The 23,401-nt window shown below is 44.0% G+C and carries 27 protein-coding genes and 2 pseudogenes; 23 read left to right on the top strand and 6 right to left on the bottom strand.

The genetic code is table 11. The annotated features are described in order from the left end of the window. Genes MWM02_RS10270 through cobO form a run of 6 tightly spaced genes read left to right on the top strand, consistent with a single transcriptional unit; the run spans position 1 to position 6,322 of the window. A complete protein-coding gene (locus MWM02_RS10270) occupies positions 1-1,074 on the top strand; it encodes a cobalt-precorrin 5A hydrolase (protein ID WP_244401940.1) in 1,074 nt (357 codons plus the stop codon). Between the two features lie 13 nt (positions 1,075-1,087). Beyond that, the gene (locus MWM02_RS10265) at positions 1,088-2,452 is read left to right on the top strand and encodes a cobyrinic acid a,c-diamide synthase CobB (protein WP_244401939.1); all 1,365 of its coding nucleotides are present in this window, start codon (positions 1,088-1,090) and stop codon (positions 2,450-2,452) included. Next, entirely contained in the window at positions 2,445-3,959 is a 1,515-nt protein-coding gene (locus tag MWM02_RS10260; protein ID WP_244401938.1) for a cobyric acid synthase, read from the top strand. The genes MWM02_RS10265 and MWM02_RS10260 overlap by 8 nt, the downstream gene beginning before the upstream one ends. Beyond that, the gene (gene cobT, locus MWM02_RS10255; RefSeq protein ID WP_244401937.1) at positions 3,959-5,011 is read left to right on the top strand and encodes a nicotinate-nucleotide--dimethylbenzimidazole phosphoribosyltransferase; all 1,053 of its coding nucleotides are present in this window, start codon (positions 3,959-3,961) and stop codon (positions 5,009-5,011) included. The genes MWM02_RS10260 and cobT overlap by 1 nt, the downstream gene beginning before the upstream one ends. Then, a complete protein-coding gene (gene cobA, locus MWM02_RS10250; protein ID WP_244401936.1) occupies positions 5,008-5,790 on the top strand; it encodes a uroporphyrinogen-III C-methyltransferase in 783 nt (260 codons plus the stop codon). The genes cobT and cobA overlap by 4 nt, the downstream gene beginning before the upstream one ends. Beyond that, the gene (gene cobO / locus MWM02_RS10245) at positions 5,771-6,322 is read left to right on the top strand and encodes a cob(I)yrinic acid a,c-diamide adenosyltransferase (protein WP_244403615.1); all 552 of its coding nucleotides are present in this window, start codon (positions 5,771-5,773) and stop codon (positions 6,320-6,322) included. The genes cobA and cobO overlap by 20 nt, the downstream gene beginning before the upstream one ends. Before the next feature lie 18 nt (positions 6,323-6,340). Here cobO and MWM02_RS10240 read toward each other — a convergent pair whose 3' ends face one another. The 3 genes from MWM02_RS10240 to MWM02_RS19395 form a co-directional block, all read right to left on the bottom strand. Then, complete coding sequence (locus MWM02_RS10240) at positions 6,341-6,490, bottom strand: hypothetical protein (protein ID WP_198401626.1); 150 nt, start codon at positions 6,488-6,490, stop codon at positions 6,341-6,343. Between the two features lie 31 nt (positions 6,491-6,521). Continuing rightward, entirely contained in the window at positions 6,522-6,755 is a 234-nt protein-coding gene (locus MWM02_RS10235) for a DUF3892 domain-containing protein (protein ID WP_064553624.1), read from the bottom strand. A 199-nt stretch (positions 6,756-6,954) separates the two neighbouring features. Continuing rightward, entirely contained in the window at positions 6,955-7,083 is a 129-nt protein-coding gene (locus tag MWM02_RS19395; protein WP_255210114.1) for a hypothetical protein, read from the bottom strand. A 380-nt stretch (positions 7,084-7,463) separates the two neighbouring features. On the opposite strand from MWM02_RS19395, the gene MWM02_RS10230 reads away from it, so the two are divergent. The 9 genes and pseudogenes from MWM02_RS10230 (at position 7,464) to MWM02_RS19630 (ending at position 14,177) form a co-directional block, all read left to right on the top strand. Beyond that, positions 7,464-8,099, top strand: a complete 636-nt coding sequence (locus MWM02_RS10230) for a bifunctional transcriptional activator/DNA repair enzyme AdaA (protein ID WP_064553626.1) — start codon at positions 7,464-7,466, stop codon at positions 8,097-8,099. Next, positions 8,099-8,668: pseudogene (locus tag MWM02_RS10225) on the top strand (methylated-DNA--[protein]-cysteine S-methyltransferase). Before MWM02_RS10230 ends, MWM02_RS10225 begins: the two are co-directional and overlap by 1 nt. A gap of 19 nt (positions 8,669-8,687) precedes the next feature. Further along, positions 8,688-9,509, top strand: coding sequence for an SPL family radical SAM protein (locus tag MWM02_RS10220; RefSeq protein WP_244401935.1), 822 nt, complete (start codon positions 8,688-8,690; stop codon positions 9,507-9,509). A gap of 219 nt (positions 9,510-9,728) precedes the next feature. Then, positions 9,729-9,947, top strand: coding sequence for a hypothetical protein (locus tag MWM02_RS10215; protein WP_244401934.1), 219 nt, complete (start codon positions 9,729-9,731; stop codon positions 9,945-9,947). Beyond that, on the top strand, positions 9,934-10,179 hold the full coding sequence (locus MWM02_RS10210) for a hypothetical protein (RefSeq protein ID WP_064553634.1): 246 nt from the start codon (positions 9,934-9,936) through the stop codon (positions 10,177-10,179). Before MWM02_RS10215 ends, MWM02_RS10210 begins: the two co-directional genes overlap by 14 nt. A gap of 626 nt (positions 10,180-10,805) precedes the next feature. Continuing rightward, positions 10,806-11,042 (top strand): hypothetical protein, encoded by a 237-nt coding sequence (locus MWM02_RS10205; protein WP_064553636.1) that lies wholly within the window; start codon positions 10,806-10,808, stop codon positions 11,040-11,042. 935 nt (positions 11,043-11,977) lie between these two features. Beyond that, on the top strand, positions 11,978-12,460 hold the full coding sequence (locus MWM02_RS10200) for a C40 family peptidase (protein ID WP_003250775.1): 483 nt from the start codon (positions 11,978-11,980) through the stop codon (positions 12,458-12,460). A gap of 265 nt (positions 12,461-12,725) precedes the next feature. Further along, positions 12,726-13,052: a YnfA family protein gene (locus tag MWM02_RS10195; protein ID WP_003250771.1), complete on the top strand. Its 327-nt coding sequence runs from the start codon at positions 12,726-12,728 to the stop codon at positions 13,050-13,052. A 397-nt stretch (positions 13,053-13,449) separates the two neighbouring features. Further along, positions 13,450-14,177 (top strand): annotated as a pseudogene (locus MWM02_RS19630) (transposase). A 66-nt stretch (positions 14,178-14,243) separates the two neighbouring features. Here MWM02_RS19630 and lepB read toward each other — a convergent pair. After that, positions 14,244-14,792 carry a signal peptidase I gene (gene lepB, locus MWM02_RS10185; protein WP_244401932.1) on the bottom strand — a complete coding sequence of 183 codons (549 nt, stop codon included), beginning with the start codon at positions 14,790-14,792 and terminating at the stop codon, positions 14,244-14,246. Between the two features lie 174 nt (positions 14,793-14,966). Here lepB and MWM02_RS10180 point away from each other — a divergent pair, with 174 nt between their 5' ends. Beyond that, a complete protein-coding gene (locus MWM02_RS10180; RefSeq protein ID WP_244401931.1) occupies positions 14,967-15,644 on the top strand; it encodes a DUF6338 family protein in 678 nt (225 codons plus the stop codon). A 197-nt stretch (positions 15,645-15,841) separates the two neighbouring features. Then, positions 15,842-16,000 carry a phage terminase small subunit-related protein gene (locus tag MWM02_RS10175; protein ID WP_081260538.1) on the top strand — a complete coding sequence of 53 codons (159 nt, stop codon included), beginning with the start codon at positions 15,842-15,844 and terminating at the stop codon, positions 15,998-16,000. A 294-nt stretch (positions 16,001-16,294) separates the two neighbouring features. Here MWM02_RS10175 and metA read toward each other — a convergent pair whose 3' ends face one another. Further along, entirely contained in the window at positions 16,295-17,203 is a 909-nt protein-coding gene (gene metA, locus MWM02_RS10170) for a homoserine O-acetyltransferase MetA (protein WP_064553642.1), read from the bottom strand. A gap of 148 nt (positions 17,204-17,351) precedes the next feature. Here metA and MWM02_RS10165 point away from each other — a divergent pair, with 148 nt between their 5' ends. From MWM02_RS10165 to MWM02_RS10150, 4 genes are all read left to right on the top strand, one after another. Further along, positions 17,352-19,040: a formate--tetrahydrofolate ligase gene (locus tag MWM02_RS10165; protein WP_064553645.1), complete on the top strand. Its 1,689-nt coding sequence runs from the start codon at positions 17,352-17,354 to the stop codon at positions 19,038-19,040. Positions 19,041-19,053: 13 nt separating this feature from the next. Next, positions 19,054-19,578 (top strand): hypothetical protein, encoded by a 525-nt coding sequence (locus MWM02_RS10160; RefSeq protein WP_244401930.1) that lies wholly within the window; start codon positions 19,054-19,056, stop codon positions 19,576-19,578. Between the two features lie 60 nt (positions 19,579-19,638). Beyond that, positions 19,639-20,115, top strand: a complete 477-nt coding sequence (locus tag MWM02_RS10155; RefSeq protein ID WP_064553649.1) for a glutathione peroxidase — start codon at positions 19,639-19,641, stop codon at positions 20,113-20,115. Positions 20,116-20,435: 320 nt separating this feature from the next. Further along, the gene (locus MWM02_RS10150; RefSeq protein WP_064553798.1) at positions 20,436-21,569 is read left to right on the top strand and encodes a conserved virulence factor C family protein; all 1,134 of its coding nucleotides are present in this window, start codon (positions 20,436-20,438) and stop codon (positions 21,567-21,569) included. 258 nt (positions 21,570-21,827) lie between these two features. Here the strand turns inward: MWM02_RS10150 and MWM02_RS10145 are convergent, their stop codons facing one another. Further along, positions 21,828-22,166, bottom strand: a complete 339-nt coding sequence (locus MWM02_RS10145; protein ID WP_244401929.1) for a DUF4183 domain-containing protein — start codon at positions 22,164-22,166, stop codon at positions 21,828-21,830. Between the two features lie 199 nt (positions 22,167-22,365). Between MWM02_RS10145 and MWM02_RS10140 the strand changes: the two genes are divergently transcribed. Beyond that, complete coding sequence (locus MWM02_RS10140; protein ID WP_064553655.1) at positions 22,366-22,803, top strand: BrxA/BrxB family bacilliredoxin; 438 nt, start codon at positions 22,366-22,368, stop codon at positions 22,801-22,803. A gap of 137 nt (positions 22,804-22,940) precedes the next feature. Then, entirely contained in the window at positions 22,941-23,072 is a 132-nt protein-coding gene (locus MWM02_RS10135) for a YuzL family protein (protein WP_081260541.1), read from the top strand. Positions 23,073-23,401 lie beyond the last annotated feature (329 nt).

Here is a 23,401-nt window from a genome sequence, read left to right as displayed (position 1 = left end):
ATGTATGCGATTGTTGCGATTACAAAGCACGGCGCGGACATTGCCCGCCGCGTCGGCGAAAAGCTCCCGAATGCGGATGTGTATTATACGAATAAGTTTGCGAGAGGTGACGAAGAAGAAAAAGGAATTCGCTTGTTTGAAGGGAACGTGCGGTTATTATTGCCGTCGCTCTTTCAAACATACCGCGGGCTTGTGCTTATTATTTCGCTCGGCGCGGTCGTGCGGATGATTGCCCCGTTATTAAAGGATAAAAAAACCGATCCGGCAGTTGTCGTTATCGATGATAAAGGGCAGTACGTCATTAGCGTGCTTTCTGGACATCTTGGCGGGGCGAACGAATTGACGCGGCAAGTCGCGGAAATTTTACACGCCCAACCGGTTATTACGACTGCTTCTGACGTACAAAAAACGATTGCCGTTGATTTGTTTGGCCGTTCTTTTGGATGGGAGTGGGAATCCGCCGAAAAGCTGACGCCTGTCAGCGCCGCTGTCGTCAATGAACAGCGCGTTGCCGTGGTGCAGGAATCAGGGGAGCGAAATTGGTGGAACTACGATACGCCGCTGCCAAACAATATCCATATTTATGATTCGATTGCGGAAGCGCTAGCGGCAAAACCGGACGCCGCTCTTGTCGTGACCCATCGCCTGTTGACGAAAGAGGAAGAAGCGATATTGCAAAACGGCGTTTTGTACCGCCCAAAAGTGATTGTGCTCGGCATCGGCTGCAACCGCGGCACAACAGCGGAAGAAATCGAAACGGTCATTCGCGAAACGTTAGACGAGCTCCGTTTTTCGCTGAAAAGCGTGAAAGCGGTATGTACGATTGCATTAAAAAAAGACGAGCCGGGGCTGCTTGAAGTTGTCCGGAAATACGGATGGGAATTTGTTTACTATACTCCGGAAGAATTAAACAATGTAAACATCGAACAACCTTCGGAAACGGTGTACCGCTATACAGGCGCCTACGGTGTAAGCGAGCCGGCGGCGAAGCTATATAGCGGCGCGGAAAAGCTGGAACTAGTAAAGAAAAAAGCAGGCAATGTCACGATTTCGGTGGCACTTTTGCAACATTAAGGAGGAACGTAACATGCGAAGAATCGTGATCGCCGGGACAGAAAGCGGCGTCGGAAAAACTACTGTAACCATTGGGCTGATGGCGGCGTTAAGAAAAAAAGGCTACGCCGTGCAAGGATTTAAATGCGGTCCGGATTATATTGACCCGACCTATCATACCGCTGTCACGGGAAGACGATCGCGCAACCTCGACAGTTGGATGGTCGGCCACGAAGCGGTTCGAGCGATTTGCGCAAAAGGCTGTGTAGGGGCGGACATCGCCATTATCGAAGGGGTCATGGGACTGTTTGACGGAAAGCGGCCGACGACAAACGAAGGAACGACGGCGGAAATCAGCGTTTTGACGAAAAGCCCGGTGTTGCTTGTCATCGACTGTTCCGGAATGGCACGGAGCGCGGCGGCGGTTGTCCGCGGCTTTCAAACGTTTGATAAACGCGTGCGCATTGCGGGAGTGATTGCCAACCGCGTCGGCAGTGAGGGGCATTTTCGCCTTGTGAAAACGGCGATTGAACAAGAATGCGGCATTCCAGTGATCGGATTTTTAACCAAAGATGATGCGCTTCACATTCCGGAACGGCATTTAGGCCTCATTCCGTCGATAGAGCGCGGAGATTTGGATGGCTTTTTTGCGGAATTAGGGGAGCGCGTCGCCGAGACGGTCGACCTTAACGCATTGCTTAAGCTGGCGGAAGCTCCGGCATTGAACGCGCCTCGATCGTATGTCGATGTAAACAAATCGTATGATGTGCGGATCGCGGTCGCCAAAGACGCGGCGTTTCATTTTTACTATCCGGAAAATTTAGAGCTGTTACAAGCGTATGGAGCCGAGTTGGTCTTTTTCTCCCCGCTTGCCGGCGAGCCGCTGCCGGACGATGTCGATGGGTTGTATATTGGCGGCGGATTTCCCGAAGAATTCGCAAAACAGCTGTCCGAACAGCGAAGCGTCAAACAGTCGATCAAAGCCGCGATCGAAAGCGGGCTTCCGACATTGGCGGAATGCGGGGGATTTATGTTTTTAACCGAAGCCATTGAAACGACGGATGGTTCGCGTTATGACATGGTCGGCGTCATTCCGGGGCGCGTCGTCATGCATCCGAAGCTCATCGCGCTCGGCTATCGCGAAGTTAAGGGAGAACAAGGAAATTTTTTGCTTCCGGAAGGATTGCGGGCGCGGGGGCATGAGTTCCATTATTCTACGTACGAAGCGGGAGGCGAGATTCCATTTGCGTATGAAACAACGGGATTGCGCGGTGTGAAAAAAGACGGCTATCAGCGGCAAAATTTAATTGCAGGCTATGTCCATTTTCATTTTGCTTCTTGCCCGCCAATGGTCGAAAATTGGCTGAAGCGATGCAAGAAGGTGAAAGAACATGGCTAAAGCGTTGCCGATTATGTTTCAAGGAACGCATTCCGATGCGGGAAAAAGCATTATCGCCACGGCGTTTTGCCGCATTTTCGCGCAAAACGGCTGGAAAACGGCGCCGTTTAAATCACAAAATATGTCTCTTAATTCGTATGTTACGGTCGATGGCAAAGAAATCGGGCGGGCGCAAGGAATCCAAGCGGAGGCGGCCGGCGTTGCCGCGACGACCGATATGAACCCGATTTTAATTAAACCGAGCCGCGAGCATGAATCGCAAATCATCGTGCACGGACGGCCGTATAAAAATATGCAGGCGTTCGCGTACCGCAACGAATTTTTCGAACATGGATTAAGCATTATCCGCAAGTCGCTGGGCGTTTTAATGAATGAGTATGATCGGCTTGTTATTGAAGGGGCGGGAAGCCCGGCGGAAATCAATTTAAACGACCGCGAACTTGTCAACATGCGCGTCGCCCGCATGGCAAACGCGCCGGTAATATTAGTCGGCGATATCGAACGCGGCGGCGTGTTTGCCAGTTTAGTAGGGACGTTGCAGCTGCTTGACAAAGAAGACCGCAAGAGGATCATCGGCGTGATTATTAATAAGTTCCGCGGCGATTTGGCGCTGTTGAAGCCGGGGCTCGACTGGTTTGAGCAATATACGGGCGTTCCGGTGTTAGGCGTCGTTCCATATTTAGAAGATTTACATATTGACGCGGAAGACTCGGTTAGTTTAGAACAAATGTCCGCAACCGTCAATCCGGACAAAGACATTGATATTGCAGTGATCCGCTGTCCGAAAATCTCTAATTTCACGGATGTCGATCCGTTTTTGGCCGAACCGGACTGCCACGTCCGTTTTGTGACGACGGCCGCGCAGCTTGGAAAGCCCGATTTGCTTATTTTACCAGGAAGCAAAAATACAATAGAAGACTTGCTATATATGAAGAAACAAGGCATTGCCGAGCAAATTGTAAAACTTTATAAATATCATTCTACGACGATTGTTGGAATATGCGGCGGCTATCAAATGTTAGGCGCCCGCATTCGCGATCCATTTGGTGTGGAAACGCCGCTAGAGGAAATTTCTGGATTAAATCTGCTTCCGATGGAAACGACACTGGAGCGTAAAAAAACAACCGTTCTTTCAGAAGGGATATTGACATTTGCCGGTGAGCGTTTTTCCGTAAAAGGGTATGAGATTCATATGGGTCGTTCGCAGCCGCTTGACGGAGATTATATCCCTTTTGTCGACGTTCAAGGGCGTGGGGAAGGCGCGAAAAGCAAAGACGATCGGGTGTTAGGCACGTATTTTCACGATCTTTTTCATAACGATGCGTTTCGTGAGGCGCTATTGAACAATATTCGCCGCCGGAAAGGATTGGCGCCCATTTACGGGCGTCAGTCGTTTCGCACCATCAGAGAGCAGGCTTTTGATCGCCTTGCCAATCATGTGAAGCGGCACGTCCGCATTGATGAAATTGAAGAAAAAATGCATGCGTTTCAAAAGGGGGATGTGTAATGTTATTTTCGATTCCAAAGCTGAATAAAGAAATAGGAAAAGAGGCACGCGCTTACGTCGACCAATTGACAAAGCCGGTTGGCAGTCTTGGCCGTTTAGAGAAGTTAGCGGTCGAGTTGGCGGAAATGACAGGGACTAAATTTCCCAATGTTTCCCCGCCTGGCGTGCTTGTATTTGCCGCGGACCACGGTGTTGCGAAAGAAGGGGTGTCAGCATTTCCGCCGGAAGTGACGGCGCAAATGGTAGGGAATTTTGTTCAAGGCGGCGCGGCGATTAATGTATTCAGCCGGCAAATTGGCGCAATATTTGCCATTGTTGATGTTGGAGTCGCTGCACCGATTGAACTTGAAGCGGTAATTTCGAAAAAAGTGCGGCACGGCACCAACAATTTTTGCGAAATGGAAGCGATGAGCAGCGCGGAAGCGGAACAAGCGCTAATCGTTGGTTACGAACAAGCGAAGGAGATCATCAATAAAGGCGCTCGTACTCTTATTGTCGGCGAAATGGGCATCGGCAACACGACTACCGCAAGCGCGATTCTAACGGCGGTGAGCGGCAAGCCAATCGAACAACTTGTCGGGAGGGGAACGGGCATTTCCGAAGAGAAGCTAGCCCATAAAGCAAATGTCATTCGCCGCGCATTGTCGCTTCATAAACCTGATCCGTCCAAACCGATAGAATTATTATCCAAAATCGGCGGATTGGAAATCGCTGCGATAGCAGGAGCGATGTTGGCGGCAGCGGAGCGTCGTGTTCCGATTTTATTGGACGGGTTCATCTGTACGGTTGCCGCGCTTGTCGCTAAGCTTTTCGCTCCCGCTGTTGCCGATTATATGATTGCCGGCCATCGTTCTCCAGAAATGGGGCATCAAGTGGCTCTTGAATTATTAGGAAAAGAGCCGCTCATCGATTTAAACATGCGCCTTGGCGAAGGAAGCGGGGCGGCGGTCGCATTTCCGCTGTTGGCATTTGCGACGGCGATGGTTAAAGAAATGGCGACATTTGCTTCTGCACATATTTCCCATTCTGTAGAAGGAGAAGGAAAACAATGACAGCGTGCGGAAAAGTATATATCGTCGGCGCCGGCCCCGGTGACGAAAAGCTGATTACTGTCTATGGGTTGGAGTGCATTCGAAACGCCGATGTTATTATTTACGACCGATTGATTAACCAAAATTTATTGAAATACGCCAAAAGCGGCGCCGAGCTCATTTATTGTGGAAAAGAACCGGGAAAGCATGAGCGCATTCAAGAACAAATTCATGAATGGTTGGTCGAAAAAGCGAAACAAGGAAAGATTGTCACTCGGCTAAAAGGCGGGGATCCTTGCGTATTCGGACGTGCCGGGGAAGAAGCGGAAGTGCTCGCGCGACACGGCATTCCGTTTGAAATCGTTCCTGGCGTGACGGCAGGAATTGCGGCGCCGGCATATGCCGGCATTCCAGTCACGCACCGAAAATATGCCGCTTCCTTTACCATTGTGACCGGCCACGGCCGCCCGGAAAAAGGCGAAGACCGCCTTCATTGGGAAGGATTGGCGAAAGGAAGCGATACGATTGTGTTTTATATGGGTGTTGGCAATTTGCCGTATATTTGCCGAAAACTGATCGAACATGGAAAACCGGTGCATACCCCTGTAGCGGTGATCGAGTGGGGGACGACGGAGCGGCAGCGGACGGCTGTCGGCACGCTGCAGATGATTTCCGATATCGTCAAAAACGCCGGTCTTTCTCACCCAGCGGTGATCGTTGTCGGGGAGGTCGTACGCCTGCGGGAAACAATTCAATGGTTTGCTGAGATGGAACGGGGTGATGCGATTGCCACCACATAAAACGAAAGGGCGCGTCATCGTTTATACGGGGGACGGAAAAGGCAAAACGACCGCTGCGCTCGGGTTGGCGATACGGGCTGCAGGAAGAGGAAAAAAAGCCGCCGTCATTCAGTTTATCAAGTCGCCCGAACGAACGTATGGCGAACAGCTTATTTTTCAAAAACTCGGCATCGAAATGTATCCAATGGGCGCCGGGTTTACATGGACGAAAACGCCGGAAGCGCATCGGCGGGCGTTGAAGGCGGCATGGGAGTTGACGAAAGAAAAAGTGCTTTCAGGCATGTACGACTTAATGATTTTGGATGAATTGAACAATGCGCTGGCGATTGACCGGTTTCCGGTCGATGATATCATTTCCATTCAAAAGGTGCTTCAATTAATAGAAAAGCGCCCTCCCGCGCTTCATTTAGTGATCACCGGCCGTTCGGCGAAGCGGGAATTAATCGAGGCAGCCGACATTGTTACAGAGATGAAGCTGGTCAAACATGATTATGAGCAAGGCGTTACGGCGATGAAAGGGATTGAGTTTTAGCTCATCCCTTTCTCTGATTTATTCATACAGATCTGTTTTGTCGTTTTGCGATTTATTTCGTTTATTTCCTTTGCTGTTGTCGCCCGCGATGGTCCCGTTTAAGAGCGACATGGCATCTTGTGTCGGTGCATTCTGATTTTTGCTTCCTTTGTTCGGTCGTTTTGTCATGTGCTAGCACATCCTTTCCACAAATAAGTATTTAGGAAAACGGAGGAAGTTGATCAAGATTGTTGGAGGGATCTCCGTCGGGATTGGAGCGTATATATCGTTCTCCGTCGTGCTCGGTAACGACGTGGACACCGGCAATCGCCCCTTTTTCCACTTCCATTAATGCTCTGCGATATGATAATATGCGCCCTTTGGATGTTTTAAATCCAATAATGTCGCCTTGATGATTTTTTTGGACGGCGACAAATGTTTCTTGTCCGTTCATGAACAGTCACTCCTTCTTTCAGCATCATTATTTTTTGTAAACGGATAAATTTTTATGCGAACGAGGTGTTGGCTATACATAATGAAGGGGAAAAACAGTGGAACGAAAGAGCAGAAATTTTGGCATCAAAGCAATGAAGAGATGCGGGAGCGGGGAAGCCGGAAGGAAGTGAAAAAACCTTGGTGTAGTACCAAGGTTTTTAGCTCGCCGTATATTTTTCTTCCCATTTTTGCCGCCATTTATTGCGGCGTTCCACGCGGGCACCTTTATATAAATGTTTGTATTTGCGCCAATGCGATTTCCATTGTTTTCTCCGTTCTGCTCTCACGTGCCACTCATCCCTTTCTAGATGTGGTCTTATTCTACGTTGTTAACTTCGTTCTGGGGGCCGTCGAATCCTTTGACAAGTTTTGTCGAGGAATCGGAAGTTTCCGTGAACAATCGCGAATTAGGATAGTTCTTTTTTTTATATTTGTCAATAGGAAAAATCGATTATCTCCAAATTTTCACGCCTATACACACTAAGGAGCGCCTCACTCAGGATAAATCATGCTATTTTTATGCAAATGTTTCCATTCTCCGCAATAACGATACAATCTTAGTGTTAACATGAAACGTATTCGATTTGATTTTAAAATCTTGCTTTTATATTCGTAGAAACATATATTCGGATATCATCTGGTGTTACTGTATGTGGAGGTGAGCCAAATGAAGAATAAAACACAGCAAGAACATGAAGATATTCCAATCGCAACCAAGAACGCTAGTGAAACAGATATAACAGATGAAATATGGCAAGCGATCGTGCGCAACGATTCGTCCTATGACGATAAATTTTTTTACGGCGTAAAGACTACCGGTATTTTTTGCCGTCCTTCTTGCAAATCCCGTCCCCCAAAAAAGGAAAACGTCCGCATCTTTCAAAATGCGCAACAAGCTCTATCAGAAAATTTCCGACCATGCAAACGATGCAAACCGACCGGACAACGGTTGCCGGATGAAGAATGGGTGGCCCAAATCGCACAATTCATTGACACGAATTACAGGGAAGCTTTAACGCTGAAAACGTTGGCGAATATGTGCCACGGCAGTCCCTATCATTTGCACCGTACGTTTAAACGGATAAAGGGGATCACCCCAGCCCAGTATATCCGGCAAACAAGAATTTCCAAAGCCGTTCATTCTCTTGTCAATTCGGATAAAACTATTACAGAAATTGCCTTGGCAGTAGGCATTCCTAATACAGCATACTTTATCACTTTATTTAAAAAAGAAACAGGTTATACGCCTGCAGATTACCGCCAATTAATTAGCAATAACATAAACGATGGGAGCGTTAAATAATGGTATCAAAAAATAATCTAACGGTTTATTGGACTTTGTTTGTGTATAACCAATGGCAAATGTATATCGCTGCGACATCCAAAGGACTTTGTTACGTAGGTTCTCCGAATAAGCCATTTGAAGAGTTAGCCAATTGAGTTACGAAACGCTTTCCGAACAGCGTTTTGGCGCAAGATGATGAGAAATTACGACCTTATACAGACGAATTGGAAGAATATTTCCGGGGGAAGCGCAAGAACTTTTTACAGCCTCTTGATTTATACGGTACACCATTTCAATTATCAGTGTGGAATGCATTGCGCAAAATTCCGTACGGGCACACGCAATCTTACTCGGAAATTGCGGATTATATTCAAAAACCGGCTTCGGTACGTGCCGTCGGAGCTGCTATTGGTGCCAATCCAATTTTAATTGTGGTACCTTGCCATCGTGCGATTGGCAAAAATGGAAAACTGACAGGTTATCGGGGCGGTTTGGAGATAAAGAAACAGCTGCTGCAGCTAGAAAGTAGAAGCTTGCTTATGGAGGCGAGCCCTTGCATGCCTAATAGTACCACGGAGCGTATGTAAACCTCTGGAGGGATTCGGCGTGAACGTTGAATTTTTTTACAAATACCCAAAAACCCTTCTTAATAAAGGAACAGGATTTCTTTCCGGTTATAGTCATTCTTTGAATCCATATGCTGGTTGTGCATTTGGTTGTTCATACTGCTATGTGCGTCAAATGCCTATTTCGGTATTTCGTAAGAAGGAATGGGGAACATGGGTAGACATAAAAAAGGAAGCGGCAGATTTGCTGCGCAAAGAGCTGGAGAGAGCAAAAAATAAAGGGAAAGTGACGATTTTTATGTCATCTAGCACAGACCCTTATCAGCCTATTGAGTATAAGGAGAAAATAACAAGATCCTTGTTGGAAGTAATGGCGGAAAATCAACCGGATTTTTTATTCGTACAGACACGGAGCCCTTTAGTATGTAGAGATATTGATTTATTTCTGCTTTTAAAGGATAGAGTCCGAGTTAGCATGACCATTGAAACAGACAGGGAAGATATACGTAAACTTTTTACGCCTTATGCCCCGCCGATTAGCGCTAGATTAAAGGCACTGCAACTTTTGGCAGATGCAGGTGTGCCGACTCAAGCCGCAATCGCCCCTGTATTGCCTAGCAGTGAAGAGTTTCCAGAAACATTAAAGAAATTAGTCGATCGTGTCTGTGTGGATGATTATTTCATGGGAGACGGCAGTGGAGGAAAACGAACCAAAAATTTAGGCATTTTTTCTATGTACAAAGAATTAGGTTTGGAAGAATGGTGTGATCCTTCCGCATATCGCATCGTGTATGACAGACTAAAAAAGGTATTCTCCGATGAACAAATTTATTTGAGTCAAAAAGGCTTCTTGCCTTCATAGGGGATATTGTGAAGTAGGAAGTGCCGAAAAAACCCTTTCCCCGAACATGACGCCGAAGCAACGGAAGAGTGGCTATTTGTTTTATGGAAGGAAAAAAGGAAGTGAAAAAACAATCTATGCTGTTTTATCGTGAAAATAACAGCGCCGCCAAAGTGAAATAAAAAAAGAAGGCGGAGTTATCCTTCAGCCTTCTTGTAAATATTAAGGGGAACGGAACATGTGAGTGAACGGCAAGCAAGGAGAATGAGAAAAGAAATCGTTCAAGCGATTGCAGGAAAATTGGGGCGGGTGCGGTCTGCTTTTTATGGAAAAAATCTGCTAAAGAATGTTGCTGGTTTTCTTGTTCGGCTAACGGGCAGGAGAATCGAAGAAGGAACGCGAAATAATTTTCATAAAGGATTAAAAAGTAGAGGGAGATACAAAAATGGAAATGAGTAAGTTTATCCTCCATGGCGATATATTGATTATGAACGTCAAGATTGATGGTGTTGATTATACATTTGGCATTAGGTGGAAAGCCCCGAAGAAACCTTATGATGAAACTTGGGAACTTGTATCATATGTTAAAAATTCGACTGGTGAAAAAGATTTAAGCGAAGAACAAATTAAGAAGTTTATGGATGCCGTTAATCCTAAAATGAATTGGAATATAGCAGATTTTCAAAAGTAAACTTCTGGAACCCCATGGAAGAACGAACTTACTTCCATCATCTGTGGTGCCACGAAGCGATGTATGCATGGCTAACGGATAGGATATTATTGAGAAGGAAATAGTAAACAAACAACTTAATATATGGTAAAATAAGTTATAAAAATGAGTGGTGTAGGAGAATGAATTATTTTAATTCACTACGTAAACTTTTATTAGTAATATTGCCATTGATGGCCATATTACTTTTATTCGGATTAGCTTTGGGTTCAGGTATTGCAGAGAGAACTAAGATAAGTTTTGCAGCATACGCTTTTAGTTTTAGTACACTTTTAATCATTGAGTTTGTACTTTTGCTAAAAAAGAAGTGGGTAAAACCAGTTTCTATAATTTCTCTATTGCAACAGTTTTTTATTTGTTTGGGGAATACTTTGAAATATTTCATTTATTAGATTATATAGAGAAACATTATCATTTAAAATAATGATATGTTGTTGAACTCCCGTGAAGAATGAGTTAATTTCCATCATCTGTATTGAAGCTTGCTTCATGGTTGGTTAAGAGAAAAAGTTAGTTGAAGAATTTTTCAAAATCTTGAATCTTTTATGGGATATAATCGTAAATAAGTAAGTTAGGAGGTGGATAAAATGAAAAAGTACATGATATTCTTAGTGAGCTTCGTATTGCTATTTTCATTAACGCAAATGTTATCAGGTATACTTCTCACTGCTACATACAATCCTGATCTATCAGAAACTCGGAATATAAGCGCTAATTTACCTCAAGAGGTTGTTTTTGGTGAAAGTTCTGCCGTTCCTACGTTGATATTGGCTGTATTATCAGCAACAATAGCCTATTTCATTCCTAAAATATTAAAAAATTAACATTTCTTTAAGGGGAAGGCACTATGCTTCTCCTTTTTGCTTTTTGATAAATCTTTTAGAATTCAACTAATGAGTTGCGATATTTGAACAAGACGCAAGGCCGATTTATTTCGGTCTTTTTCTGTAGTCTAAAAATCAACATTAAAATTTAACAATCCTGTATGAAAAAAGGAAAACTTGTCTGCTTTTGTTGACCGTTTTTCTCTGAAAAATATTCTTTTGATATTAGGAAAAATCGGACAAACTCTAGCTGTTTCTCTCCCTTCCGCTTGTCACCTAAATTTGCGGGTGGCGCGCGGTGGCTGATATGCGGCCATGAGCGCATGGGCTTTGCGCCCCGACGAACTGGCACACATGGAAAAATTCAAAATAACGTCATCCTGTCTTGTTAGTCCAAGACCGACCGCCTCTTGCGCTTATGCGTGAGGAGTTAAGCAAGATGGGGGCGTTTAATGATGCCGTCATTATGTATTCTAATAAAAGTATATGCTAAATAAAAAACAAACAAAAAGAATAGAACAATACAATAAGGAAGAAGAAAAGCGAAAGAAGAATATAAAAAAATATCCATGAAAAAATTGCATTTGGACGAAATGGCAAAAGAAACGGGTCGTGTCTGAAGGATAGTTTCCTGCTTTATAGGGATAGCTATCCATAGGTAAGGAAAACGTATAGCTGGGAAGACAAATGTGCGTAAAATTCAATGGCTACGGATATCCTTTGCCAAGTGCTTAATGGTGAAGGAGTATTTCATCGCTGACTTACAAAGACTCGTCCGAAGATTGGACATAGAGGAACCGAAGCATAAAAACAAAACTTCTGACGCTAAACACGCAAGTGCACCCCCCAAAAATTTTTTACTTTAGGAATCAAAATGATTAATATCCGTATATTTGAATTGAGGTTCATTTTCTAAATCTAAGGGGGGAGTAGAGATGAGCATAAGTTTATCGGTTCCAAAATGGTTATTAACAGTTTTATCAATTTTATCTTTAGTCGTAGCATTTATCTTCGGTACCGTTTCCAATGCATCAGCAACAATTAACTATGGGGAGGAAGTCGCGGCAGTAGCAAATGACTATGTAGGAAGCCCATATAAATATGGAGGTACAACGCCAAAAGGATTTGATGCGAGTGGCTTTACTCAGTATGTGTATAAAAATGCTGCAACCAAATTGGCTATTCCGCGAACGAGTGCCGCACAGTATAAAGTCGGCAAGTTTGTTAAACAAAGTGCGTTACAAAGAGGCGATTTAGTGTTTTATGCAACAGGAGCAAAAGGAAAGGTATCCTTTGTGGGAATTTATAATGGAAATGGTACGTTTATTGGTGCAACATCAAAAGGGGTAAAAGTGGTTAAAATGAGTGATAAATATTGGAAAGACCGGTATATAGGGGCTAAGCGAGTCATTAAGTAAATAAAGGGCTATAGTAAATCTCTTTGTTAATTGGAAGAAAAACGGTAGGCTTTTGGCAGAAAGATGGAAGACTATGTTGCTTCAAACATGCTATGATGATAACGTGGATATTTTATTTAGCAGGGCGTCACTCCGATCGGGGTGGCGTTTTTTATTTAAATAATCTGTTCTTAATTGTTTATTGAACTAACAGAGCAGGTGAATGCAATAAGGAAACGTTATAATAGCTTATATAAAAATAAAATTGTTCAAGGAAGTGATGTACATGTTTTATGCAATTATCTTGTTTGTGCTTGCTGGAATCGCTGAAATTGGCGGGGGTTATCTTATTTGGCTATGGTTAAGAGAAGGTAAGCCATTTTATTGGGGTGTCTTTGGTGGATTATCTCTGGCTTTATATGGTGTTATTGCTACATTTCAATCATTTCCATCGTTTGGTAGAGTTTATGCTGCTTATGGCGGGGTGTTTATCGTTCTTTCTGTATTATGGGGTTGGTTGATTGATAAGAAAACGCCTGATTTATACGATTGGATTGGTGCAGTTATTTGTTTAATAGGGGTTTCCGTCATGCTATGGGCACCACGGCAATAAGGCATCATCTTTAACTAGGTGCGCAAACCGGTTGATTTGATGGGCACGTACAAGCAAGTACTTGGGGCGATGAGAAGGTAAGCAATCTTCAAACACCGGGAATGGATATTTGATTGGAAAGAAAAACAGATAATGTGGACTCTCTTTTTGAATGTTTGATCGCGCTTTCATCTTAAGGAGATCCTCACGCAAGGGCTATTTTTATGCTTGTCTGATTTTATCCTAGCACCACGGGTAATTGGATGTGTTGCAAAACGCATAACGAATGCACAAATGCACATAAAAAAATCCACCGCCTTGGAAATCATATACAGTGACCTAAAAAACTTCCAGTAGTGGGCACGTTCATGATTCCCATTGGAACAGAGGAAATGCATGGACTGATAAAACAGCTCCCATTTTAGAAACATTATTCGGTATATGGACTTGCTATCATTACCGGATGTGGCCGGAAGACCGCCGTGCTGAAAACAACATTATTGAAATGTTTCTTTTGGAAAATATATTTTTATTCCATAGATTCCTTGAATTATCATTCTGCAGTGTTTTTCGCCGTTTTCAGCAGGCTGGCGGGCTCAGTGAAGTTCCTTCAAAGCCGTGCGATGAAGTGGTTTAGCGAACAGAGATTCCCTGTTTTTCATGCACAGCTGCTCCAAGATTTAGAAGTGCGGTATTCCAAAATTGTGCTGATTGGCAGCACGGACCTTCGCAGCAGTCTTTACGATTCGCAAGCGAAGTGGGGAGCGTCCACCCGATGCCATTGGTTTAAAGGATATTAAGCTCCATCTCTGCACCGCTTTTGAAGAAATCATTTTCTCTCATGTGTGGGCGACAGCGGATCGAAATGATGCGGCAGTAGCACCAGAATGGATTGTTTTCAAATTTGTATTGGGCGATGCCGCGCATGACAGCAAAAAAGGTTCGCCCAACAGCAGAACAGTCGGGGATCTTATGGATTTCCCCTATCCACCGCCGCAATAGCGAGCTCCTATGGCTGTGTTCTTCCTTTTTTAAAAACGAGGCCAATGGCTGGCTTCGTCGTGAACGCGTATTTAATAAGTGAAAGAGCGACGGATTGGAACAGCCAAAATGGCATGATTTCATCGATATGTACTGCATATGTGATGTTGCATCCTTATGCATGATTTGTGCAATTTCTGTAGAGGATCAAAAAAGGCGTCTTATATAAGTTTATTCAGGAATTCCTATTTCTTTTAAAGGGTAATATCTGAACTTTACCTCACCAATAACAGATTTAATCGGTATGAATTTAAAATGTCTACTATCCTTGCTAACCAATCTATTATCTCCCATTACAAAGAGATAACCTTTTGGTACTTCTGATTTTCCAGTTATTTCTTTTAATGTAAAATCACCTGTTAATTTAATGCCATGGAATAGATTCTTTCTATTAGGCTTTAAATATGGTTCTTTATAAGGCTTGCCGTTAATGTATAGTATGTCATCTTTTACTTCAATACGATCTCCAGGAAGACCGATAATCCTTTTTATATAGTTTGCATCCGAATCCGGGGCATGAAATACAATCACATCGAAATGCTCTAATTTGCTAACTTTGCTAATTATAATTTTTTCATGATCTTTAAATGTTGGAAACATCGATTCTCCGTGAACGGTAGAAGGAGAAAATATGAAGTAACGACAAATTGCAACTATAACCAATGAGAATAATATAGATTTCACCCATGAAAATATCTCTTTGTTTATATTTGTCTTCAATTAAAATCACTTCCTTGTTTCAAATTGCTTCTTAATAATTTAATTATTTCAAATATTTAATACAAGTTCAACAAAAATAAAAGCATCATTTCGGGGGTTTTTTATTTGGAGGAGAAATTAAATGAAAATTAGCAGGAATTTATCTCCTTTTGTAGAAATGAATAGGCGAAAGGGGTGAGTAATATAGGATTCACTGAATTAACTGTAAGGTTACTGTTTTTATTTTTGCCAGGAATTGTTTCAACTATCATAATTGATACTTTAACAAGCCATAGGAGAAACCAACTTTTTCACTTCGTTATCCATTCGTTTTTACTCGGAGTAGCCTCGTATTTTGTAGTTTTCTTATTGGTTTCATTAATAAATTATTCCGCTCAACTACTAGGTAGGTATTCAACTCTCAAATCAACTTTTATGGATTCTCTTTTAAACAATGATGTACAGATTAATGTCATCGAAGTATTCCTCTCAACCGTTGTCGGTGCTTTGTTAGCTATTTTGTTTGTTGCAATCATCAACCAAAAAATTCTATATAAAATTTCAAACTGGTTACATATATCCAATAAGCATGGAGATGAAGATATCTGGGAATTCTTATTTAACTCTAATGATGTGGAGTGGGTTAATATACGTGATTTGGAATCTAAAATTGTTTATCAAGGTGCTGTATCGGCATTTTCGCATAAAGATGATAAAAGAGAACTTGTTTTATCACAAGTCAAGGTTTTTAAGGATGACGAAAGCGGAGAATTAAGGGAACTGTATGATATGTCGTTTGTCTATTTTAATTTTGATGTTAATTCGAAAATCATTATAGAAATAGATAAGAGAGGAGAGGAAAATGATGAGTAGCGAAAAAGAGATGCCAAAAATTAACCCTAATCCCCAAATTAACCATGGCATAAAGCAACCTCCAAAAACACCGAGGCCTCCAAAACCACCAAGTCAAAATAAAAAAAATTAATGCTTTATGGGAAAAGCGTCCATTTAGGATGCTTTTTTTTGTTGGGCAAAACAAACGGATATATGGTGGAGGTGGGTGAGATGTAATGCCAAGACAAAGCGGCCCAAGACGAGATGCAGCATTTGAGGTATGGAAAGCAATCGGCGGTGAGAGGAAACGAAAGGATATTGCCGCTCAGTTAAGTGTATCCCGATGCACAAGTCCGAAAGTGGAATGGGAACAAAAATGGAAGGGGAACATTTGAAGTATTTTAATGCCACGAAGGCTTATGGATGTAGCTATAAAACAGCCAATGTGGAAGACCGGAGAAACCTAGTCGGGAATATAGTTTTTATGTATGGGATGAAAAAACAGGATATGTACACGAGGCTCTATGCAAATATGCTGAATAAAAAAGCGGGATTGCTCCCGCTTTTTTGCGTGGCCACACTTGACCACACAAATAATAAATTGACGGGAAATAAGTGGAAAACTCCGATTTTAGCAATATTTATTCAATTATTCAATTAAATTTTTTAAAAAGAAAAAAAGAATATACTCATTCCCACACATATGGCGTTTCTTGATAAACGTAATAGTTCAGCCAGTTGACAAACAATAAATTTGCATGTGAGCGCCAAGTATTGAGCGGCTGTTTCGTCGGATCGTCGTTTGGGAAGTACGATTCTGGAATGTGAATCGGCAGGCCTTTGGCTAAATCCCGTTCATATTCCTCTTTTAATGTCGTGGCGTCGTATTCCGGATGGCCGGTTAAAAAGATTTGCTTTCCATCATTCGATGCAACTAAACATACCCCCGCCTTTTCAGAAGCAGATAAAATCATCAATTCCGGGACTTTCTCAATATCTTCGCGCTTTACGTCGGTATGGCGCGAGTGCGGTACACGAAATACGTCGTCAAATCCGCGCAGCAGTTTGACGTTTTTCACTTCAAGCGTATGTTCGAAAATGCCGAAGCATTTTCGCGGAAGCGGGTATTTTGGAATGCCGTAATGATAATAAAGTCCCGCTTGCGCTCCCCAGCAAATATGTAGAGTGGAAGTGATATGCGTTTTTGTCCATTCCATAATTTCAGTAAGTTCGTCCCAATACGTTACTTCTTCAAACGGCATTTGTTCGACAGGGGCGCCAGTGATAATCATTCCGTCGAATTTTCGATGGCGAATTTGTGAAAAGACCGTATAAAATTGCTCAAGATGGTGCTTGCTTGTCGTTTTCGGCTCGTGTGTTGCCGGGCGCAAAAACGTCACATTGACTTGAAGCGGTGAATTGCCAAGAAGACGCAATAGCTGTGTTTCTGTTTTTTCTTTTTGGGGCATTAAATTTAAAATGACTATATTTAACGGACGGATATCTTGAGAATACGCCCGTTCCTCATCCATTACGAAAATATTTTCTTGTTCCAATATTTCTTTTGCTGGTAAATCTTTCGGAATGTTAATTGGCAACAGTCTCACCCTCCATTCTTCATATTTTAAGTTTTAAATAACTTAATTATAAAAACATTATAAATTTTATTCAACGAATTTTTTTCAAATTGTGTAAATGATAAAATATATATGTTTATGTCCATTTTGAATGATGGGGGAACGGATTATGGCAGTAATGGCGAATCAGATGACCGACTTGGAAATCGCGCAACAGACGAAGCTGAAGCGCATTCAAGACATTGCCGAAAGCTTAGGCCTTCAAGAAGACGAATGGGAACCGTATGGTCACTATAAAGCAAAACTTTCTTTAAACATTATGAATCGACTTGCGACGAAACCAGACGGAAAAGTAATCTTAGTCACATCGATTAATCCAACGCCTGCCGGGGAAGGGAAAACAACTGTAACCGTCGGATTGGGACAAGCGTTGCAACGGCTTGGTAAAAAAGCGATCGTTGCGATGCGCGAACCTTCGCTTGGGCCGACGATGGGAATCAAAGGAGGAGCAACTGGCGGCGGTTACTCGCAAGTGCTGCCGATGGACGAGATTAATCTTCATTTCACTGGGGATTTTCATGCGATCACAACGGCAAATAACGCATTGGCCGCTTTCATCGATAACCATCTTCATCATGGAAATGAGCTGCGCATCGATCCGCGCCGCATCGTCTGGAAACGGGCCGTAGATTTAAACGATAGGGCGCTTCGCCACGTCGTTGTCGGTTTAGGCGGGCCGGCGCAGGGGGTGCCGCGGGAAGATGGATTTGATATTACGGTTGCCTCGGAAATGATGGCGGTGTTTTGTTTAGCGACAGACTTGCAAGATTTAAAGCAACGTCTCTCTCGTATTGTCGTCGCGTACAATATGGACAAGCAGCCAGTGACGGTTGGCGATTTAGGCGTGGAAGGGGCGCTGACGCTTTTGTTAAAGGATGCGTTCAAGCCAAATTTAGTGCAAACAGTGGAGCACACTCCGGCGCTAGTGCATGGTGGGCCGTTTGCAAATATAGCGCACGGCTGCAACAGCGTCATTGCGACAAAGATGGCGCAAAAGCTCGCCGATTATGTCGTAACGGAAGCCGGTTTTGGCGCCGATTTAGGGGCGGAGAAATTTTTGCATATTAAATCGCGTCTTTCACATATTCGGCCGGAAGCAGTCGTTATTGTCGCGACAATCCGCGCGTTAAAAATGCATGGCGGAATGGCGAAAGAGGAACTGCATGCCGAAAATGTCGCGGCATTGCAAGCCGGATTAGCAAATTTGCAAAAACATGTTGAAACGATACAGGCGTTCGGCTTGCCGTTTGTCATTGCCATTAACCGCTTTGCCAATGATACAGACCGTGAAATAAAAACGCTTGTAGATTTTTGCGATAGGAATGGATATTCCGTATCGCTAACGGAGGTGTGGGAAAAAGGCGGCGAAGGAGGCATCGATTTAGCCGAAAAAGTGCTGAATGCCATCGCAAACGAAGCGAATCGCTTTGCGTTTTTATATGACGTGAACGAACCGATTCCAGAGAAAATTCGTAAAATTGCCCAAATTGTTTATGGTGCAAAAGATGTCGAGTTTTCTGCAAAAGCCCAACAACAAATAAAACAGTTTGCCGAGTTTGGCTGGGACAAGCTGCCGGTTTGCGTGGCAAAAACGCAATATTCGCTTTCCGACGATCCAGAAAAACTTGGAAGACCGACAGGCTTTACGATTACAGTGCGCGAATTGAAACCGGCGATTGGGGCGGGATTTCTCGTTGCATTGACAGGGGATGTGATGACGATGCCAGGCTTGCCGAAACAGCCGGCAGCGCTTCACATGGATGTGGATGAAAACGGCAATGCTGTCGGTTTATTTTAAAAGGGGAGATTGGATGTTCGATCCAACTGTGTTTGATAATTTGAAAACAGTGCTCGAAGGCGCGGTATATGACCTTGATTTAGCGGGGGAGATCGTTGTAACAGACCGACGCGATATGGTCGATCTGGCGCGTTTTTCGCGGACGTATACGATTACGTTTTGTTTGCCGTCTGACAAAGAACGAACGATATCGTGCTCCGTTCGGCTGGCGATGGACTTGGAACAAATCGCGCAAGAACTGCTCCAGCGCGCCGTGCGCCCTGGCTGTGAGCTTGCTGTTATGTTTTTCTTGCCGATTCGGCGATATGCAACGTGCTCTCTCATTGAGAGCGCGTTGCGTCGCATTTGGGGCGAAAAGCGCATCATTCGCCAAACGTTGCGGCATGACTTTTATCACGAACCATCCGCATACTACATGAATGAAATTACGATCGAATTTGGGCGCCCTATTTATGAGGACAACGTCGATGATTTGCAGGCGATGGTCCCGTATATGCTCGATTCGCTTGAGCAGTTGCAGCGGTTTTACCAAATGTGAAGACGCGGAAGTGGAAAAACGACGGAAAATCCAATATGATGAAAAGAGAGGTGAAAAGCGATGAGCATTTATGATTTTACAGCGAAAACGATTCGCGGCGAAGAACAGTCGTTAGCGGATTACAAAGGAAAAGTGCTTCTTATCGTAAATACGGCAAGCAAATGCGGCTTTACCCCTCAATATAAAGAATTGCAGGAACTGTATGAACAGTATCGCGACCGTGGATTTGTTGTCCTTGGTTTCCCGTGCAATCAATTTGGAAATCAAGAGCCGGGAACGGAAGAAGAGATCGAACAGTTTTGCCAAGTCAATTACGGCGTGACTTTCCCAATGTTTGCAAAAGTTGACGTCAACGGTGAACAAGCCCATCCTCTTTTCCGCTATTTAACGGAAAAAGCGCCGGGAGTGTTCGGGACGAAAGCGATTAAGTGGAATTTCACGAAGTTTTTAATTGATCGCAACGGAAATGTTGTTGCCCGTTTTGCTCCACAGACGAAGCCGAGCGAGCTAAAAAGCGAAATTGAAAAATTGTTGTAGCGAACGAAAAACTGTCTTTCCGAAACGAAGGAAGGGCGGTTTTTTGTCAATGGATCATCCGTTTTGCAGTGTAACAATGATGACAATGCGGGCTAAATTTTATGATGGCTAGTGCTGGCTTCACCGATCAACGCCTAAATGATTATATGCATTCCGCCCAATCATGCACAAATTCTGAGGTTTCATCATCGGAAACTGAAGATAGGCCATTAGGAAGGCGTTTGCTGGATACATGGAACGGCGAGCGTGCACGTGTAGGAAAAGCGGTTTTGCGCGTTATCCTGCTGTGCTGTACAAAATTAAGCGAGGAGGGAAACGTGTTGAAAATTAAATCGATTGAGCCAACTCCAAGTCCGAACACGATGAAAGTATTGCTAGATGAAGAATTGCCATTTGGCACGAGCCATAACTATAAGCCGGATAATGTCGAGACGGCGCCGCCTCTCATTCAGCAGTTGATGAAAATCGAAGGGGTAAAAGGAATTTATCATGTTGCCGACTTTTTGGCGGTGGAGCGCAATCCGAAATACGACTGGAAAGAGATTTTAACGAAAGTGCGCGAAGTGTTTGGCGAAGAAGTCGAAGAAGAGCAAGAAGAAACGCAAAAGCTGAACGAACACTTCGGGGAAGTAAAAGTATATGTGCAAATGCTGTACGGGCTGCCGATGCAAGTGAAATTAACGGATGGGGAACGGGAGCACCGCGTCGGGCTTCCGCAACCATTTATCGATGCGGTCATTGAAGCGCAAAAATATGCGGACAATGTCGTGCTAGAGCGGAAATGGGTTGAAAAAGGCGTGCGTTACGGCACATTTGAAGAAATCGGCAATGAAATAGTTGAAGAACTTTCCGCGGCATATCCGCCGGAACGATTAGAGCGCATTGTGCAAATGTTCCGCCGCGGAGAACAGGCAAAAACAGCGCAAAAACGTCCGAGCATCAAAGTAACAGAAGAAATGCTCGATGATCCGGATTGGCGGAAACGGTATGCGGCGCTAGAACAAATGGCCGATCCGAGCGAAGACGATATACCGGTGCTCGCAAAAGCGCTGAGAGATGAAAAAGTGGCGATCCGCCGCTTGGCGACCGCGTATTTAGGGATGGTCGGCGGCAAAAAAGTGCTGCCGTATTTGTATGAAGCGCTGAAAGACAAGTCGGTGTCCGTCCGTCGCACCGCCGGCGACTGCTTGTCGGACATTGGCGATCCGGAAGCGATTCCGGTGATGATCGAGGCGCTGAAAGACCCAAGCAAGCTTGTCCGTTGGCGTGCCGCTATGTTCTTATACGAAGTCGGCGACGAATCGGCATTGCCGGCGTTAAAAGCGGCGGAGAACGATCCAGAATTTGAAGTAAGCATGCAAGTCAAAATGGCGATTGAGCGCATTGAAGGCGGCGAAGAAGCGAAAGGGTCGGTATGGAAACAGATGACAGAAAGCCGGAAAAAAGAAAAATAACCACATGTTTCTGAAAAAGCCGCCCGTCTTGAAACGAAAAAAGGGATGCGAATCGGTAAATTTTTCATTTTTGAAAACAAAATATATGTTTTATTATGGGCTCCATCGGGGAAAGAAAGGAAGCGAATGTTTATGCTTCATTGTAAAAATGTCAAGCGGACTTCGTCGATGGTATGCCCGCATGCGATATGCTGCAGAAAAGGCGCGACAAAACCTGTCGCGCCTTTTCTATGCATGTAAAGTTCCTTTTGCTTTTTATTATGTTGTCACAGTCGTTGTAGATGACGGAGCGAATTGAACAATTTCTAGCACAATCGGGGTATTTGCCGGGATTGGATCTCCGCCGGCAGGCACGTTAATGGCAAGTGATCCGACGCCTGTAGCCCCCGGTGTATACGTGGTGATGCCCTCCATTTGCAAAACGCCGTTAATATAAACATTATAGTAACTGTTGTTTGTCGCTAATGTCGGCAATTCCGTAGCCGGGTTTCCGTCGTCTTGTAAAAAGTTTGCTGCATCAATGGTCAACGTCGCGCCCGCGGCTGTTTCTGCTGTTGTAAGAAGGAATGCTGATTTTAAAGACTGCTGACGTTCCAACCAAAGGAGCTCCCATCGTCCTTCAATTTATTACAATCAAGGTTTAATTTTTTAAGAAACGAAGCGCTTTTGCTTATGGCAAAGATCCAGGTTGCAGCGTTTTACCGGTTTGCAACGTAAATATGATTATTTTGATTGATTTTTCGAAAATAAAATAGTATGCTGGTGGCATTGAATAACGTTGGGAGGGATTGCTGTTATGTCTATGGCTTATGAAGAGTATATGCGCCAGCTTGTGCAGCCGATGCGCGATGAACTTGTGCGCGCCGGATTCCGCGAGCTTCGTACAAGCGAGGAAGTCGAACAGTTTATGGAAAACGTCGAAGGAACGACATTCGTAGTGGTGAACTCTGTTTGCGGATGCGCGGCAGGATTGGCGCGACCAGCGGCAACGCAGGCTGTCCTGAACAGCGAGAAAAAGCCCGATCATTTAGTGACGGTGTTTGCCGGCCAAGATAGAGAAGCGACCGCAAAAATGCGCGAATATTTTGTTGGCTATGCCCCTTCATCGCCATCGATGGCTCTTTTAAAAGGTAAAGAAGTCGTTCATTTTATTCCACGCGAGGAAATTGAATTTCAATCGATGGAAACGGTAATGGAAAACATTATGAGTGCATTTGCAAAGTATTGCGAATAGGATGCTTATTAGGCATCCTTTTTTTGTTTGGGGACGCTCGCTTAAAAAATTGGCTTTGGCACATGAAAGGCGAACGATGAATGAAAAGGAATAGAAAGAAAATCATAAGGGGACGTTAAAGGTGGAGGTGACATACGATGACGAAGCGGAAGAAAGATCCGTCGAAAACCGGGATCAGCGCGCCAAACGTAAAAGGACAAGGAACAACGCAAACGGAAACGGGGGCATACGAACTTGACTCCGCCCGCAAGAAAACAAAAGCCGATTAACGGAAAAACTCGCAGTCGCTCTGCGAGTTTTTCTTATGCATTCGCAATACAGCTATAAATGAAATAAAGGATCGTAATGATGCTTGCCGCAAAAAAGATCGCATTCATGTTGTTTCCCGCCTTTCTTGGTATGTTTCGTTCCATAAAGTATGATACACTATTTATATACTCATAGTATATATCATTTAAAACGGAAAAAGAAAGCGTTTTTCCATGCGTAAACCGGGGGAGATGGAGCAACGGGGTTAGCTATGTATGAAAGCTTTGGCCAAGCCTAATTATTGCAATTTCACTTCGATAAACTTGAAGAAACCGGAAAACAAAGCTGT

Origin of the sequence: Parageobacillus sp. KH3-4 (assembly GCF_022846435.1) — a bacterium.
GTDB classification, from domain to species: Bacteria; Bacillota; Bacilli; order Bacillales; family Anoxybacillaceae; genus Parageobacillus; species Parageobacillus thermoglucosidasius_A.
Note: the sequence above shows the minus strand (reverse complement) of the source record. Positions and strands in the feature narration are given on the sequence as shown.

Coding starts and splice junctions, on each gene's coding strand:
- MWM02_RS10240 (WP_198401626.1), bottom strand. CDS start 6,490: ATGACAAAACGACCGAACAAAGGAAGCAAAAATCAGAATGCACCGACA.
- MWM02_RS10140 (WP_064553655.1), top strand. CDS start 22,366: ATGTCTATGGCTTATGAAGAGTATATGCGCCAGCTTGTGCAGCCGATG.
- MWM02_RS10200 (WP_003250775.1), top strand. CDS start 11,978: ATGAGCATAAGTTTATCGGTTCCAAAATGGTTATTAACAGTTTTATCA.
- MWM02_RS10160 (WP_244401930.1), top strand. CDS start 19,054: ATGTTCGATCCAACTGTGTTTGATAATTTGAAAACAGTGCTCGAAGGC.
- MWM02_RS10270 (WP_244401940.1), top strand. CDS start 1: ATGTATGCGATTGTTGCGATTACAAAGCACGGCGCGGACATTGCCCGC.
- MWM02_RS10265 (WP_244401939.1), top strand. CDS start 1,088: ATGCGAAGAATCGTGATCGCCGGGACAGAAAGCGGCGTCGGAAAAACT.
- MWM02_RS10175 (WP_081260538.1), top strand. CDS start 15,842: ATGCCAAGACAAAGCGGCCCAAGACGAGATGCAGCATTTGAGGTATGG.
- MWM02_RS10165 (WP_064553645.1), top strand. CDS start 17,352: ATGGCAGTAATGGCGAATCAGATGACCGACTTGGAAATCGCGCAACAG.
- cobT (WP_244401937.1), top strand. CDS start 3,959: ATGTTATTTTCGATTCCAAAGCTGAATAAAGAAATAGGAAAAGAGGCA.
- MWM02_RS10195 (WP_003250771.1), top strand. CDS start 12,726: ATGTTTTATGCAATTATCTTGTTTGTGCTTGCTGGAATCGCTGAAATT.
- MWM02_RS10260 (WP_244401938.1), top strand. CDS start 2,445: ATGGCTAAAGCGTTGCCGATTATGTTTCAAGGAACGCATTCCGATGCG.
- cobO (WP_244403615.1), top strand. CDS start 5,771: ATGCGATTGCCACCACATAAAACGAAAGGGCGCGTCATCGTTTATACG.
- MWM02_RS10235 (WP_064553624.1), bottom strand. CDS start 6,755: ATGAACGGACAAGAAACATTTGTCGCCGTCCAAAAAAATCATCAAGGC.
- cobA (WP_244401936.1), top strand. CDS start 5,008: ATGACAGCGTGCGGAAAAGTATATATCGTCGGCGCCGGCCCCGGTGAC.
- MWM02_RS10155 (WP_064553649.1), top strand. CDS start 19,639: ATGAGCATTTATGATTTTACAGCGAAAACGATTCGCGGCGAAGAACAG.
- MWM02_RS10230 (WP_064553626.1), top strand. CDS start 7,464: ATGAAGAATAAAACACAGCAAGAACATGAAGATATTCCAATCGCAACC.
- MWM02_RS10205 (WP_064553636.1), top strand. CDS start 10,806: ATGAAAAAGTACATGATATTCTTAGTGAGCTTCGTATTGCTATTTTCA.
- MWM02_RS10135 (WP_081260541.1), top strand. CDS start 22,941: ATGACGAAGCGGAAGAAAGATCCGTCGAAAACCGGGATCAGCGCGCCA.
- MWM02_RS10210 (WP_064553634.1), top strand. CDS start 9,934: ATGGAAATGAGTAAGTTTATCCTCCATGGCGATATATTGATTATGAAC.